Source organism: Rufibacter glacialis (assembly GCF_008271745.1).
Taxonomy (GTDB): Bacteria; Bacteroidota; Bacteroidia; order Cytophagales; family Hymenobacteraceae; genus Nibribacter; species Nibribacter glacialis.
In genome coordinates, this window is sequence record NZ_VKKZ01000010.1 from 357,345 (window position 1) to 371,887 (window position 14,543).

12 protein-coding genes are annotated in these 14,543 nt (G+C 54.3%); 4 read left to right on the plus strand and 8 right to left on the minus strand.

Features of this window, described 5'->3' with window-relative positions; translation table 11 throughout:
* Positions 1-56: 56 nt before the first annotated feature.
* The 8 genes from FOE74_RS02430 to FOE74_RS02465 form a co-directional block, all read right to left on the minus strand.
* Positions 57-1,022, minus strand: a complete 966-nt coding sequence (locus FOE74_RS02430; RefSeq protein WP_149097000.1) for an AAA family ATPase — start codon at positions 1,020-1,022, stop codon at positions 57-59.
* Between the two features lie 11 nt (positions 1,023-1,033).
* Positions 1,034-2,386 carry a peptidylprolyl isomerase gene (locus tag FOE74_RS02435; RefSeq protein ID WP_149097001.1) on the minus strand — a complete coding sequence of 451 codons (1,353 nt, stop codon included), beginning with the start codon at positions 2,384-2,386 and terminating at the stop codon, positions 1,034-1,036.
* 112 nt (positions 2,387-2,498) lie between these two features.
* On the minus strand, positions 2,499-4,784 hold the full coding sequence (locus tag FOE74_RS02440; protein ID WP_149097002.1) for a peptidylprolyl isomerase: 2,286 nt from the start codon (positions 4,782-4,784) through the stop codon (positions 2,499-2,501).
* Between the two features lie 205 nt (positions 4,785-4,989).
* Positions 4,990-5,400, minus strand: a complete 411-nt coding sequence (locus tag FOE74_RS02445; RefSeq protein ID WP_149097003.1) for an ATP-binding protein — start codon at positions 5,398-5,400, stop codon at positions 4,990-4,992.
* Positions 5,393-5,731, minus strand: coding sequence for an STAS domain-containing protein (locus FOE74_RS02450; RefSeq protein WP_062544051.1), 339 nt, complete (start codon positions 5,729-5,731; stop codon positions 5,393-5,395). The genes FOE74_RS02445 and FOE74_RS02450 overlap by 8 nt, the downstream gene beginning before the upstream one ends.
* 20 nt (positions 5,732-5,751) lie before the next feature.
* Positions 5,752-7,830 (minus strand): PP2C family protein-serine/threonine phosphatase, encoded by a 2,079-nt coding sequence (locus tag FOE74_RS02455; RefSeq protein ID WP_149097004.1) that lies wholly within the window; start codon positions 7,828-7,830, stop codon positions 5,752-5,754.
* A gap of 460 nt (positions 7,831-8,290) precedes the next feature.
* Positions 8,291-9,772 carry an IMP dehydrogenase gene (guaB, locus tag FOE74_RS02460; protein ID WP_225840599.1) on the minus strand — a complete coding sequence of 494 codons (1,482 nt, stop codon included), beginning with the start codon at positions 9,770-9,772 and terminating at the stop codon, positions 8,291-8,293.
* A gap of 706 nt (positions 9,773-10,478) precedes the next feature.
* On the minus strand, positions 10,479-10,799 hold the full coding sequence (locus tag FOE74_RS02465) for a rhodanese-like domain-containing protein (RefSeq protein ID WP_149097006.1): 321 nt from the start codon (positions 10,797-10,799) through the stop codon (positions 10,479-10,481).
* A 160-nt stretch (positions 10,800-10,959) separates the two neighbouring features.
* On the opposite strand from FOE74_RS02465, the gene pnuC reads away from it, so the two are divergent.
* From pnuC to FOE74_RS02485, 4 genes are all read left to right on the plus strand, one after another.
* Positions 10,960-11,571, plus strand: coding sequence for a nicotinamide riboside transporter PnuC (gene pnuC, locus FOE74_RS02470; RefSeq protein WP_149097007.1), 612 nt, complete (start codon positions 10,960-10,962; stop codon positions 11,569-11,571).
* 481 nt (positions 11,572-12,052) lie between these two features.
* The gene (locus FOE74_RS02475; protein ID WP_188686342.1) at positions 12,053-12,922 is read left to right on the plus strand and encodes a phosphatase PAP2 family protein; all 870 of its coding nucleotides are present in this window, start codon (positions 12,053-12,055) and stop codon (positions 12,920-12,922) included.
* Positions 12,923-13,167: 245 nt separating this feature from the next.
* Positions 13,168-13,923, plus strand: a complete 756-nt coding sequence (locus FOE74_RS02480) for a DUF2490 domain-containing protein (protein WP_149097009.1) — start codon at positions 13,168-13,170, stop codon at positions 13,921-13,923.
* 95 nt (positions 13,924-14,018) lie between these two features.
* Entirely contained in the window at positions 14,019-14,534 is a 516-nt protein-coding gene (locus tag FOE74_RS02485; protein WP_149097010.1) for an AAA family ATPase, read from the plus strand.
* Positions 14,535-14,543: the final 9 nt, after the last annotated feature.

Genomic DNA, 14,543 nt, shown 5'->3' on the forward strand with positions numbered 1-14,543 from the left:
AAATCCTTATTCGCTCCGTGTTTCAGGCCTTTCTTCCTGAAAACAGGTCTTAAACGCTACAGCAGCCCCTTAATGATCTGCTCTACGGTAATGCCCTCGGCCTCGGCCTTGAAATTGCGCACCAAACGGTGACGCAGGATAGGCACGGCAACAGCCTGCACGTCTTCAATGTCTGGCGAGTATTTGCCCCTGATGAGGGCGTTGCATTTGGCGCCCATGATCAGGTGCTGCGAAGCCCGCGGGCCGGCGCCCCATTCCAGGTACTGGTTAGTCTGTGGACCAGCCATGGCGGTTTCCGGGCGGGTTTTATGCACCAGTTTCACGGCGTATTCCACCACGTTGTCCGTCACGGGTACGCGGCGCACTAATTGCTGGAAAGCGGTGATCTCCTCGGCATGCAAAACCACAGAGGGTGTATGAACGCGGTCACCGGTGGTGTTCTTCACTATCTGCAGCTCAGCCTCATAAGAAGGGTAGGAGAGCGAAATGTGGAACATGAAGCGGTCTAATTGCGCCTCGGGCAGGGGATAGGTTCCTTCCTGTTCAATGGGGTTCTGGGTGGCCAGTACAAAGAAAGGGCGCGGCAACTTGTAATGGTGGCCCGCTACTGTTACTGAGTATTCCTGCATGGCCTCCAGCAGGGCCGCCTGGGTTTTGGGAGGCGTCCGGTTGATCTCATCTGCCAAGACAATGTTGGCGAACACCGGGCCTTTCACGAACTGGAATTGCCGGTTATTGTCCAGGGTTTCGGAGCCCAGAATGTCTGAAGGCATCAAATCTGGCGTGAACTGCACCCGGTTGAAGGAGAGGTCCAGGGAGTTGGAGATGGTCTGGATCAGGAGGGTCTTGGCCAAACCGGGCACCCCTACCAAAAGGCAATGCCCCTGACAAAAAACGGCAGTCAGCACCAGTTTCACCACTTCCTCCTGGCCAATGATGGTTTGGGAGATTTCAGCGGTTAAACGCTTGTAGGCTTGGTGAAGCGCGTCTGCAGCTTCTTTGTCAGAGGCAAAGGGAGGCATAAATGGGTGCGTTAGTCGTCTAAACTACAGGATTTGAAGTCAGGCACAATGTCCACAAACACCGTGTCTTTGTTTTTCTCAAACCAGTCCGCGATAGCCCGGTTGCGTTTGTCGGCCAGGGCCGCCGCCGCAATCTTCTGGTAATCATCCCGCATGTTGGCTTGGTGCGGAGGCGTCTTTGATTTGAGGTAAAGGATGCGCAGGGCTTCTTTTCCGTCTTCGGTGCGGTAAGGAAGCGGCTTGCTGATAGAACCTACCTGCAGCGTGTCAATCACGAAGAAGATGGAAGGGTCTACTTTGTCTACCGGTATGTAGGTGGTAGGGCTGCCGGGCAGGGTGATCATGCCGCCGTTTCCTTTGGTAGCCATGTCATCTGAGAAATCTTTGGCTGCTTTGGCAAAAGACAAGCTGTCTTTCATGACAAGCGCCCGGATGCTGTCTAACTGCTGGGCCGTTTGCTGCATGTCTACCTGTGCGGTGGCGGGTTTGATGAGGATGTGGCGGGTATTGAACTCCTCGCCACGACGCTCCAGCAACTGGATGATGTGGTACCCGAACATAGACTCAATCACGGGAGAGGTCTCACCGGGCTGCAGTTTCAGGGCTGCTGCCTCATACTCCGGTACCAGCTCGCGTTTCTTGAAGAAGCCCAGCTCTCCGCCCTGTGCCCCGGAACCTGGGTCCTGGGAAAATTGGCGGGCCAGGGCCGCGAAGTCTTCTCCGGCCAGAATGCGTTTCCTAAGATCCTCCAGTTGTGCTTTGGCGGCCTGTTTCTGGGCATTGCCCACCTGCGCGATCTTCACGATCTGACCTACTTCCACCTCGGTGGAGAAATAGGGAAGGCTGTCTTTGGGAATCCGGTTGAAATACTGCTGTACCTCTTTGGGGGTTACCTTGATTTTACCGGCAATCTCGCGTTCCATCTGCTGTACCGTGAGCTGCTCTTTGAGGCTACGGCGAATATCACTTCTGATCTCGCTCATAGACTTGTTGTAGTAGGCCTCCAGCTTATCGGCGCCGCCGATCTGGGCAATCATGCTGTTCAAACGGCCATCCAGTTCACCCGTAACCCGGCTTTCATCCACCACCACAGAGTCCACCTCGGCGCGGGCCAAGAGGAGTTTGTTCTGTACGAGTGACCGCAAAATATCACAGCGCAGGGTAGGGGATTTGTACCCCTGGCCTACGGCATTGGCATGCTGGAACTCCAGTTCTGAGCGTAAGATGATGTGCCCACCCACCTTAGCCACAATGTTATCTATCAACGTGGCCTGCTGGGCTTCAGCGCGTGGAGCAGAGGTAGCCAGCACGCCCACCAGAAGGAGGCACTTGAAGAAAGAAGAAAAAGAAATGCTGATTTTCATGGTATTCTTTATAGCAGTTGCTCTCTATACAACCGCTTCTCTTGCAAAATAGTATGAGTCGTAAACAGACAAAGCTAGGTAAACGGCTGCATTAAATAAAACTTCTGCCGGCTTACTTCTGAATAAGCTTCTGCACCTCTTGCTGGTTCACGCTGATGGGGTATTTCTGACGCAGTTCCTTGATCCACTCCTGCTCCAGGTAGGTTTGGTAGTCAGAGATCACCGTGCCTCTGATCTCGTTCAGTTTCTTAGGGGCTGGGGGTTCCACGGCCTCAATCCTGATCCAGATGGCCCGGCCGTCTTGGGTGAGGGTATGGGTGCCCGGTTTCCAGTCTACCGTGTCCAGCAGCTTGTTCTCGCCGCGTTGGGACTTGCGGGAAGTCACCTGCAGGGCCAGCGGGCTGTTCTGGTTTATCTGTTCGGCCAGTGCCTGCACATCAGAGGTGAATAACCTAAGGGCTACCCGGCGGGCACCGGTGGCCCGACCTGTGGCTGGAACCGTCTGCAGGCTGGCCGCAGGGGCGCCTTTCTGTTGCAGGTACTCTACCACCGCCGCGGCCCGGCGGGCCGCCAGGCCGGCGTTCTTCTTGTTAGCCGCCTCCCGGGCGTCGGCGTAGCCGGTTACCTCCAGGGTAAGGCTGGTGTCTACCTGCAGGGCAGCGGCCAACTGGTCTAACTGCGCCGTAGCTGCTTTGGAAAGCGTGGTACTACCTGCCATAAAGGTGAGGTCTGGTTGCTTAAGTCGGGTAGCCGGGAACTTGCCGGAGGCCAATAGTTTCTGGGCCTGGTCAAGTACTGCTGGGCTGGCAGCGCTCAGGATAGTGGCCTGTGCTCGCTCGCCCCACATGTATTTGCTTTGGTTCGCGGCGAAGAAGGCTTTCAGACCTACCGTGTCTTCCACGGCTTTGGCCCATACTTTCTCCTCCATGAGCTGGAACAGCAAAATGCCGTCATGGTACTCATTCACCAGCATGCGGTAGTCTTTGTGTTTCTCCTCCAGATGCTCGCGCTCGTAGTTAAACAGGCTGTTTTCCACGAAACGGTCATAAAGCAGGTTCATGGCGTGGGCCGGCGACGCATTCTGGCGCGGGCGCTGGTTTTCCTCCACGTAGGTGGCAAAGGTGCCTACCGTGTACGGCCGGCCGTTGATGGTGAAAAGCGTGGCGGTGGGTAGGTTCTTGGGTTCGGCAGGAACCACGAATTTCCATTTTCCGGCCAGTAAGGTAGAATCAGCTAGCTTCAGGGCCGCCGCCTTGATGGCAGGGGTCTCCTGGAATTTATTCTCTGTCTTGATGCGGCGCAGGAAAGCGGCCTTGTTCAGTTCAGAGCGGGAGTCTTTCGCAATCCGGTTCCGGAGCGAGGTTTCCATCTCTTCATAGGTAGGCAGTTCTTTGCGCTCCAGCAATTTGATGATGTGCCAGCCGTAGGCGGTCTGTACGGGCGGGGTGATTGCGCCCGGCTGGGCCAGGGCAAAGGCGGCTTCCTCAAACGAGGGAATCATGCGGCCGGTGCCAAACCACGGCAACTCGCCGCCGTTGTCAGCGGAGGCGGCGTCTTCAGAGAACTGGGACGTGAGTTTGTTCCAGTCTTCCTTGCGCAGAACGCGGCTGTAGATTTCGTCAATTTTCCGCTTGGCCACCAGGGAATCGGCTTTAGGCAAGCCTTGCTGGGCCCGCACCATGATGTGGGCCACCCGTATCTCTCCCTGGGCCGGGCGTACTTCGTTTACTTTGATGAGATGGTACCCGAAACGGGTTCTCACGGGCTGGGAAATCTGCCCCATCGGCGTGTTGTAGGCGGCGTTCTCAAAGGGATACACCATCTGCAGGGCCGTGAAATACCCCAGGTTGCCGTTGTTCTCCCGCGCGGAGGGATCTTCTGAGAATTGTTGGGCCAGGGACTCAAACGAGGTGCCATTCACCGCCTGCTGCCGGTATCCCATGATTTTCTGGAAAGCTGCCAGAGTGTCTTTGGGATCAGCTTCCATGTCTACCGTGACCAGAATATGGGTGGCGTTCACCTCTTTTTTCAGGCGCTCGTAGGCTTCGCGCACCAGTTGGTCGGTTACACTCTTCTCGGTGAGGAACGGCTGCGCTAACTGCTCTTTGTAGCCTCCCAATTCGGTCTTGAAAGCCTGCGTGGTGTCTAAGCCGCGGCTTTTGGCCTCTGCCACCTTCAGCTTGAAGTTGGTGTAGAGGTCCAGGTACTCCTGCACGCTGGCGCTGGAGAAGGCGCTGTCACTGCTGCTGTTGTTTTTCTCATAGACATACGAGAACTCAGAAACAGGTACTTTCTCTGGGCCAATGGTGAGCAGAACGGGTTCAGTGGCCTTCTTAGGGGAGGTACACTGGAATAGCAGCAGGGCGCTTAAGCCCACATACAAAGAGGATACTCGCATAGGTGTCAGCAAAATGCAGGATGCCCAGGAAAGGCACCCCTAACATGATGCAATTTTACTCATTTTTTTGGAGAGAACAGGCTACTATTGAAAAACATAGTGCCCAGGAAACGGGTGCACAATACCCCGTTCCGTTTCAGGCATCTTTTGCACAAAACAGGCCTGAAACGGTTTTTATTGTGTGAAAAGAAAAAATACCTGGACGCTAGGCCAGGTATTTGTACATGCGGCAGATGTTGGTGGACCCTTGCACGCTGTATTCTACTTTGTCCATGATGCGGTTCACCAGCGCCACGCCTACCCCTCCTTTTTTGCCCGCCCGTATGTTGTCATGGATGTTAGGCTCTTTGTAGTTGGCCTGCACAAAGGGGGTGCCATTGTCTTCCAGTTCAATCACGATCTCTTGCTTGCCGTGATGAATGGTCAGGCAAAGGTTTTTCCGGCTGTCTTCCTGGTTGGAATGGATGATGAGGTTGGCACAGATCTCATCTACGGCCAGAATGATTTGGTTTAACGTGATCTCAGACAAATGGACAGGCGTGAGGGTATCCGTCACGAAGGCGCGGATGAGCTTAAGGTTCTTCCTGTCACAGCTGACCCTGATCCTGTTAGTCATTGGCAATGGTCACAGCTTCTTCATAAGAAGAGACAATGGTCATTAGCAGGTCTAAACCCAGAATCTCAAAGACGTTGCGTACTTTCTCCTGCATGTTGAAGAAAATCAACTTGATCTGGGCATCTTCAAAGCGCTGTAAATGCGAGATGAACACCCCTAGACCCGCCGAGGAGATGTAATTGAGGTTCTTGCAGTCAACCAAGATCTTGCCAAACATCATGATGCTGGGGTTGGAAAGTTCTTCATCCAGCAGCACAGAGGAGCTGGCGTCTAATTCACCATCTAAGCTGATGGTGATCGTGTTGTCGGTTATGGTATGTTTTATTTTCATCGTGCTTCTTTACGAATCATCTATTTATTAGGTTGACGCTGTTTGAACTTGATCACCAGCAGGGTTTGGTCGTCATGCAGGATGTCGCTGCTGAAGTCGTTGACATCGTTGATGATGGCGCTTTTGATGTCCTCGGCCTCTAGGTGGTAGGTTTGGGAGAGCATGTACTTCAGGCGCTCCTCGCCATACTCATCTTGCCGGGTGTTACGGGCTTCCACAATCCCATCGGTGTAGATGACCATCACGTCATTGGGGTTGTAGTCATAGTGCAGCCGGTGAATGCGCTTGGCGTAGGAGGGGTCTCTGATGATGCCTAGCCCCAGACCCTCCGTCTGGAAATAGAACGTATCTTCCATCATAGAGTTGTAGTAAAGCGTATGGCAATGGCCCGCGCGGGCAAAAGAAACGCCTTGCATCTCATAATCAATGATGTATAGCGCAGAGGTGATAAACGAGGTGCGTTCCAGGCAACGGCTCAGGGCGCTGTTGGCCTGCACCATGAACTCATCTGGCAGTAAATCCTGCTGCATGAGCCCGTGGAAGATCCCTTTCATCTGGGCCATGTGGAACGCCGCCGAGATTCCTTTCCCAGACACGTCGCCAATGATGATGGCAATCCGGGACTTGCTCAGTTGCAGGTAATCATAGAAGTCACCGCCTACTTCTTTGGCCGCCTGTGAGTATGTACTTATGTCAAACCAGGTGTCGGCGGGAAATGTTTTGGGGTTCAGGCGGTCCTGGACCAGGGTAGCAATCTTGAGTTCCTCTTTGTAGCGCTCGTTCTGCAACGATTCCTGCATGAGGCGCAGGTTCTCAATGGTGAGCACGGTCTGGTTCGCAAAGGATTGCACCACGCTCACCGTGTCTGGGTCAAAACCCTGCTCTACCTCCAGCAAAAGGTACAGGTAGCCGTAACGCCGCTTGGTAGAGAACAAGGGAACCACCAGCAAGGAAAGGTACGGGCTGTTGAGGCTCTTGAAGACAGGGTCCAGGTGCAGGTCTCCGTTTAGAAAGACGGTCTCAGCCGCTGATCTGTCCAGTTCCTGCGCCCGCATCAGCATTTCTTTCACCAGAGCCTGCACCTGCGCGTCTACGGGGTTTCCTGTGACCTGTGACGTGTCCAGATGCGTCTCGTCATTGATCTCCAGCCAGGCCGCGTCTGCCCCAGAGGCCTTGATAGCGCTCTCAAACAGCATGTTGTATACTTCTTCCTCACTCTGGCCTTGTTGTATGATGTGGCTCAGGCGTTGGAAGCTCAACAAGTCGGCGTTTTTCTGCTCAAAAACCCGGGAAGTAGGCAAACTGAAAAGGGCCACCAGCAAAGAAGCCAGCGCGTACAGCAGCACAAACGCCAGCGTGAGGAGGATAAACGGGTTGTCTGTATAGTCTACTACCAGGTCTGGGGAATCCGCGTAGCGGAAAAGGAAGTTCGCGAACAAGGTGCCGGAGGCCATGATGGCGGTCAGGAGCAGGATGCAGCCCCATTTCTTGTCCAGGGTCAGGAACGCGACCCACCGCTGGTGCACGCTCAGGTACAGGCAGTAGGCCAGGAGCAAGGCCAGGTCCAGGATGAGGAAGATGTGGTTCATGTACTCCACATTGAACAAGGGCACCAACAGGGACAGGAACACCAGAATCTCAAACCACTTCCATTGGCTCTGGATGTCTTTGGTTTTGTGGTAGAGAATCAGTTGCCGCCAGGTGTAGAACCCTTTGCCCAGGAAATAAACCAATAGCCCAAAGAGCACCTGGTAGAAGATGTCTAGCAGGTAGGGGCTGGTAAACCACCGTTGGTTCAGGTCTGGGTAGGCCACGTACAGTAACACGCACACATAAGCCCCCAAGCCCCCCTTTGCAAACAGAGACCACAGGGGGGCGGTGAATTCTGCGCTGCGCTGGACAGGCACATTTGTCCTATGGTACAGGAAAACCGAGAGGATGAAGATCACCGACAGCAGGTTGTTCAGGTAGGGGGCGGCCGCATTGGTTTCCCCTTCAAAGCCTTGGCGGGCCAGAAGCAAGACGTTCACCAACAGCAATACCCAGCTCACGCATCCGGAAAGAAAAGTTAACCGCTTGAATCTTGTGTCTAGGGGCATTGGAGGGAGGGCCGGCTGAGGTTGGCTGTATGGCAGATTTGGGTGGATACGAGATTTTTTTTAAAAGTAGTTAAAAAAAAGTAATCTTCTTCAAGCCAGGCCGCTCTCCGGTTCTGCCGGGAGCCTAAGTGGCTGGTGAAGAGAATCTAGCTTTTCAATTCCATGGCGTGTCTCCTTTACGCAATAGCGGAAACATATATAGGGAACGCTAAATCTTATGCAATAATTCATGGCCAAACCAGAGAAAGAGTGTCTGCAGCTGAAAGGTGATGGCTAAAAATAAGTAACCTCTTGTTTATAAGTAGCTTGTAAGGGTGACTGATGCAAGAGGATTTTTCATTTTTTTCTGGTGAGACTGGAGCGGCTGTAAACAAACATGCCCTGCCCTTAGAGATCCAAAGGCAGAGCATGACATGGGGTTTCCGTAAATTAGTTGGCTGGTGAGGCCTTTATAGAATGCTTAGCGGCTGTAGTTAGGGGCCTCGCGGGTGATCTGCACATCATGCGGATGGCTTTCACGCAGACCAGCCCCGGTGATCTTCACCATTTTGGCTTTTTTCAGGGTCTCAATGTCCGGAGCGCCGCAATAGCCCATGCCGGCCTTGAGGCCACCTACCAGTTGGTACAACACCTCGCCGGCCAGGCCTTTGTACGGCACACGGCCCACAATGCCTTCGGGTACCAGTTTCTTCACGTCGTCCTCGGCATCCTGGAAGTAGCGGTCCTTAGAGCCTTCGCCCATGGCCTCAATAGAGCCCATGCCGCGGTAGGTCTTGAATTTACGGCCTTCGTAGATCTGCATGTCACCGGGGGCTTCCTCAGTACCGGCCAGCAAAGACCCGATCATGATGGTGCTGGCGCCGCCCGCAATGGCTTTGACCACGTCACCGGAGAACTTGATGCCGCCGTCGGCGATCACGGGAACGCCCGTGCCTTCCAGGCCTTTCACGGCTTCCATGACCGCTGAAAGTTGGGGGACGCCAATACCGGCAATGATACGGGTGGTGCAGATGGAACCAGGACCTACGCCCACTTTCACGGCATCAGCGCCCGAGTTGGCCAGGGCCCGGGCCCCTTCGGCGGTAGCCACGTTGCCGGCAATCAGGTCAATGTTGGGGAACGCGTCTTTGATGCGGCGTACGGCGTCCATGACTCCTTTGGAGTGGCCATGGGCGGTGTCTACGCTGATCACGTCCACGCCCGCCTCTACCAGGGCACCTACGCGGTCCAGCACATCGGGGGTCACCCCCACGGCGGCACCTACGCGCAACCGCCCGAACTCGTCTTTGCAAGCATACGGACGGTGTTTTCTTTTCAGGATGTCTTTATAAGTGATGAGGCCCACCAGGACTCCGTGGTCATCTACCACCGGCAGCTTCTCAATCTTGTATTCCTGCAAGATGTCTTCGGCCTTGTCCAGTTCAATGCCTTTAGGGGCGGTCACCAGGCGGTCTTTGGTCATGATCTCAGAGACCTTCACCGAGAAGTTCTTCTCAAAGCGGAGGTCGCGGTTGGTGATGATGCCCACCAGTTTCTTCTGATCGTTCACGATAGGAATGCCACCTATCTTGTGTTCCTTCATGATCTGGATGGCTTCCCCCAGGGTGGCATGCTCATTGAGGGTCACGGGGTCCAGGATCATGCCACTCTCTGAGCGTTTCACCTTGCGCACCTGTTCGGCCTGCTGCTTGATGCTCATGTTTTTGTGGATGAAGCCAATGCCCCCTTCCTGCGCCATGGCAATGGCCATGTCCGCCTCGGTCACGGTATCCATGGCCGCCGAGATAAGCGGGATGTTTACTCTGATGTTGCGGGTAAGTTGGGTGGAAGTATTGGTGTCTTTGGGAAGTACCTCAGAATAAGCGGGTAATAATAAGACGTCGTCGTAAGTCAGGGCTTCGAACAACAGATTAGGAGCGTGAGACTGCATAGCAAATAGCATGTATGGTATTTGCCACGTAAAGTTAAGGGAAAAATTGAAAAACCTATAGTTTCTGGGGTATTTATAGAAAATCAGCCTTGTAACGGGAGCAGGGCTTTGGGTTTATCTTAGGCTGGCAAGCTTGTATTTTTTCGGGAGCCAACCGTTTACAGTTGCTGACAGAATTCGTGCATGCCTTATGCCGTTGCTGGCGTAGTGGCGAGTATTGGCACAGACCCTTATGCTCCCTTGTTCGCCGTAGTTGGTGTTCTCACCAACAACCAAAACTGCGTCTCCCAGCCGCTTGTTTCACATGTGGCTGTTCTGTGCACGCCTTTTGCCGTTGCTGGCGTAGCGGCCGGGTGATGCGAGGCCCTTATACTTGGCCTTTCCATAGTTGCCCTCCGAGCGCTCACGGCCGCGAGGCCCCGTCTTCCCCTCTCGCACTGCCCTTTCGGCCTGTACTGTCCTTTTCTTTTAGTAATCGTCTATCTAGGGCCAAAAGCGAGGCGCGCTCGGGAAAGACTGGAACAGGGGAAAGTCGCATAGACCCTGAGGAGAACCCTGTAGAGACAATGGCACCGCCTTGTCTCCCACGCATTGCTTGTCTCCAACCGCCCCATAACGCCCGCTCAAAAGGCCTCGTAGTGTGCGCAGCTCCTACGAGTGTCTGAGCTCATGTCAATTCAGGGCTGTTTTCAGCAAAACAGAACCAAAGCTTACTTCCCTAATACACCGGAAAAGCCGGGTCTACCTCCAGGGCCCAAGCGTGCACACCGCCTTTCAGATTCAGGAGGTTGGTGAAGCCGTGGCGTTGCTGCAAAAACAGGAGGGCCTGGGCGCTTCTGAAGCCGTGGTGGCAGATCAGCACGGTGGTTTTCTCCTTGTCCAGGGAGGCGGCTTTCTTAGGAAGGTCTGCCAGCGGGATCAGCTCGCCGCCCAGGTGACAGATGGCCCATTCCTGCGGCTCACGCACGTCAATGAGTTGTAAGGGCTCCTGGCGGTCCAGGCGTTCTTTGAGTTGGGTGGGTGTGATCTCTGGGAGCATAGGGCAAAGGTACACTGAAATTTTTACCCAAAACCCAGGGCCAGGGCTTGAACCCACCGTGAAGCTTCTATTTTTGTGGCCGTTACCTTCGCGGTTCGCTGTTTCAGGGGCCTATTTTTAAAAAGCCCGCCAAAACAGCGAAGGCGGCAATTTCTTTTCTATGGACTTTCTCTCCCCCAGCCAATGGGATCTGGATACCATCACGGAAGTGGTAGGTGTTGTGACCGGTTTGCTGTGCGTGTGGCTGGCCGCCAGGCAGAACATCTGGACCTTCCCCACCGCGCTCATCAGCGTTACCTTGTACATTGTCATCTTCTACGAGGCCCGCCTCTACGCCGACATGGGGCTGCAGGTCATGTTCGCCGGGCTCAACTTCTATGGCTGGTACCTGTGGCTCTACAAAGGGAACCAACGCGAGGAACGTCCGGTTACCCGCACCACACGGCGGCAGTGGGCCTACCTGTTGGTGTTCGTGCCGCTGTTTACCGTGGGCCTGGGCACTTTCCTGCACCAGAACACAGACGCCGACTTAGCCTTTTGGGATGCCGGCACTACAGCCGTCAGCCTGGGCGCGCAATGGCTCATGAGCCGGAAAAAACTGGAGAACTGGCTTATCTGGATTGTGGTGGATGCCGTGTATGTGCCCATCTATCTCTATAAAGAGTTGTACCCTACCGCCGGCCTGTATTTCCTGTACCTGGGCCTGGCCTGGTGGGGCTATCTTGACTGGAAGAAAAGCATGGCCAACCCTTCTCAGGAGATAGCCGTCTAGCAGGGGAGTAAGGAGGAGAAGCGGGAGCGAATGTTGGGCAGGACAAGAACATATAGTCCTGAGGTGCCTACGCATACTGAATTCCGCCATTATAGCTGCCTGTGGTGCCGGGCCTTTTGCCTGGCCTGCTAGCTTCCCGCTCCTGTTGTTTCTGTCTTACCTCAATTTTCCCAAGCTAACCCTTCTCTCAGGAACCTGTGGCTGGCAGCGGTTCTTACTGCCGCCGACCGTGGTGTAATCTATGGTGCGGTACCTGAAAAGCATGACCTTTGGGTAGCCTGGAAACTGGTCTGGGCGTTGGCTAACTTTAGGAAGGAGAAGGGGTTAGAAGTAATCCTGCTTTTCCTTTTCCGGGGCTTGATTGGTGGTGGGTGCTTGAGGTGACTGGGGCTGCTCAAAAAAAATGCCTGCCAGAGGAAACCCTTTGCCGTTTCTCACGATATGCAGAGGATTACTTTCTCACCTCTACAATGATTGGCATATGAAAAACCTAGTACGTATTTGGCTTGCCCTTACCATGTGTTTCGGCCTGACTTCGCAGGAACTCATGGCCCAGGAAGCAGATTCCCTGAAGAAGTACCAGACTCCGGTAGTAGCAGCAGATACCTTAAAAAAATACCAGGATTCAGTTACCACTCCTGGAAAACAGCCTTTTTTCAAATCAAAGGCCTTCAGAGCCACCATTATCCCTACCATCTTGATCGCGTACGGGTTAAGTACTATCAAAGACAACGGTATTTACAGCAGCTATGACGCCAAAAGAGACATCCAGCGGCATTTCCCTAATTTCCAGACCAAGATTGACAACCCGCTGCTCATAGCCCCTTATGTGGAACTGGCCGCCGCCAACCTCTTCAACATAAAGTCTAACAATGATTTCCTGAATACCTCCATTCTGATCTTGAAGGCCGAGGCCATTTTCGCCATCACCGTTTTTGGGATAAAACGGGTATCTAACCAGGAGCGGCCCAACGGCGAAAACTTTGAATCCATGCCTTCTGGCCATACGGCCCAGGCCTTTCTGGCGGCCTCCATTTTAAACTCAGAGTTGAAGCACAAGAGTCCGTGGTACGGGATAGGGGCTTACACCATTGCCACCAGCGTGGGAGCGTTCAGGATGCTGAACAACAAGCACTGGCAGTCTGATGTGTTTGTGGGTGCGGGTATTGGTATGTTGTCTTCGCACTTGGCGTACCTTTCGCACCGTAACCGCTGGGGCCGGAAACCATCCATTGTACAATTGTCACCTACCTACATTTACGGGGTGCCTGGCTTCGCTTTCAGCATGAACTTAGATGATTACCGAAACCGGAAAAGAAGTACCCATATCTACCAGGGTGAACTGAATTAACCTTTCTTTCAGCTATACAGAGGGAAGTACGCGGCCTCTGCCAGCAAACGCAGAAGAGAGACCTTGGATATAAGCCAGAGGTCTCTCTTTTACGTTTATGGCCCGTTCCCTTCTCAAGGTATTTTCAGAAAAAGAGGCTGAAAAAAGGCTGACCATTTGGAGGTTGACCGTCTTCCATAGTTGATTTGCGGGATAACCTAGCCTGCATCTAGCCATAAAACCGACGCCTGTCTTATAACCTGCCTATGAAAAAGCTGCTCTCTTTGTGCCTCTTGCTCTCTTTTTTCACCTTTTCAGAGACTTTTGCCCAGAACAACCGGCGGCATGACACCAACTACAACGGCTGGTTCATGTATTTCGGCACCCACAAACTCACTGATAAGTGGGGCCTGCACACTGAGTTCCAGCTGCGGCGCTACCAGGTGGTTTCCCATCCCCAACAGTTCCTGCCCCGGGTAGCGCTGACCTACAGCCTCTCAGACCGGGCCTCGGTGGCGGCGGGCTACGCCTACGTGCGCACCTACCCCTACGGCGACAACCCCGCCCGTGAGGCCTTCCCCGAGCAGCGCACCTACCAGCAACTGCAGCTCAGAGACCAACAGGGCATTTTTATCCTGCAGCACCGGTTCAGGCTGGAGCAACGCTGGATCAAATTCCCCGGGGCGGAAGACTATACCTACCTGAACCGCGCGCGCTACCAGTTCAGGGCCACCCTTCCGCTGCAAGGGGCCACCTTGGAAGACAAAGAGTTTTATCTGGGGCTGTATGACGAGGTGTTCGTGAATTTCGGGCCCAATGTGACCCAGAATATCTTTGATCAGAACCGGGCTTATGCCGCGGTGGGCTACCGTTTCCACAAAGACGCCACCCTGGAGGTAGGCTACCTGCACCAGCACGTGGCGCAGCGCAACGGCATCTGGTTTGAGAGCAACCACACCCTACAGGTAGGCCTCACCTATAACCTTGACTTCCGGAAGAAGAACCCCGCTCCGCAGGAATAGCCCGCCTTAAATTCTGTACCTTGCCCGCAGATTCCCGTTTGGGGGCCGTTTCTTGAAAACAGGCCTGGAACGGGTTGGCTTTAAAGAACAGTTCCTTGGTTAAAATAGCGATCACCGGACCAGAGAGTACCGGCAAGTCTACCCTGGCGGCGCAATTGGCCCAGCATTACGGCGCGCCCTGGGTACCGGAATACGCCCGCACCTTTCTGGATGGGTTGGGCCGTCCGTATGAAGCCCCAGACCTGGAGACTATTGCCCAGGGGCAGTTGGCGCTCTGGCAGGAGGAGGAGGCGAAGAACCCGCCCTTGCTCTTCCTGGACACCGAGCTGCTGGTGCTCAAGATCTGGTCTGAGCACGCGTACGGCTTCTGCCCATCGTTCATTCAGCAGGAGCTGCGGCGGCAAGCCTGCGATCTGTACCTGCTGCTGGACATAGATTTGCCCTGGCAACCGGACCCGCAGCGCGAGCATCCGCATTTGCGCCAGTTCTTCTATGACTGGTACAAGCGCGAACTGGAACAGATGGGCGCGCCCTTCGTAGAGATTTCCGGCAGTGCCGCGGTCCGCTTACAGAAAGCCCTGGAAGCCGTAGAAACCGTCTATCACCCTTAACCTCCTCTC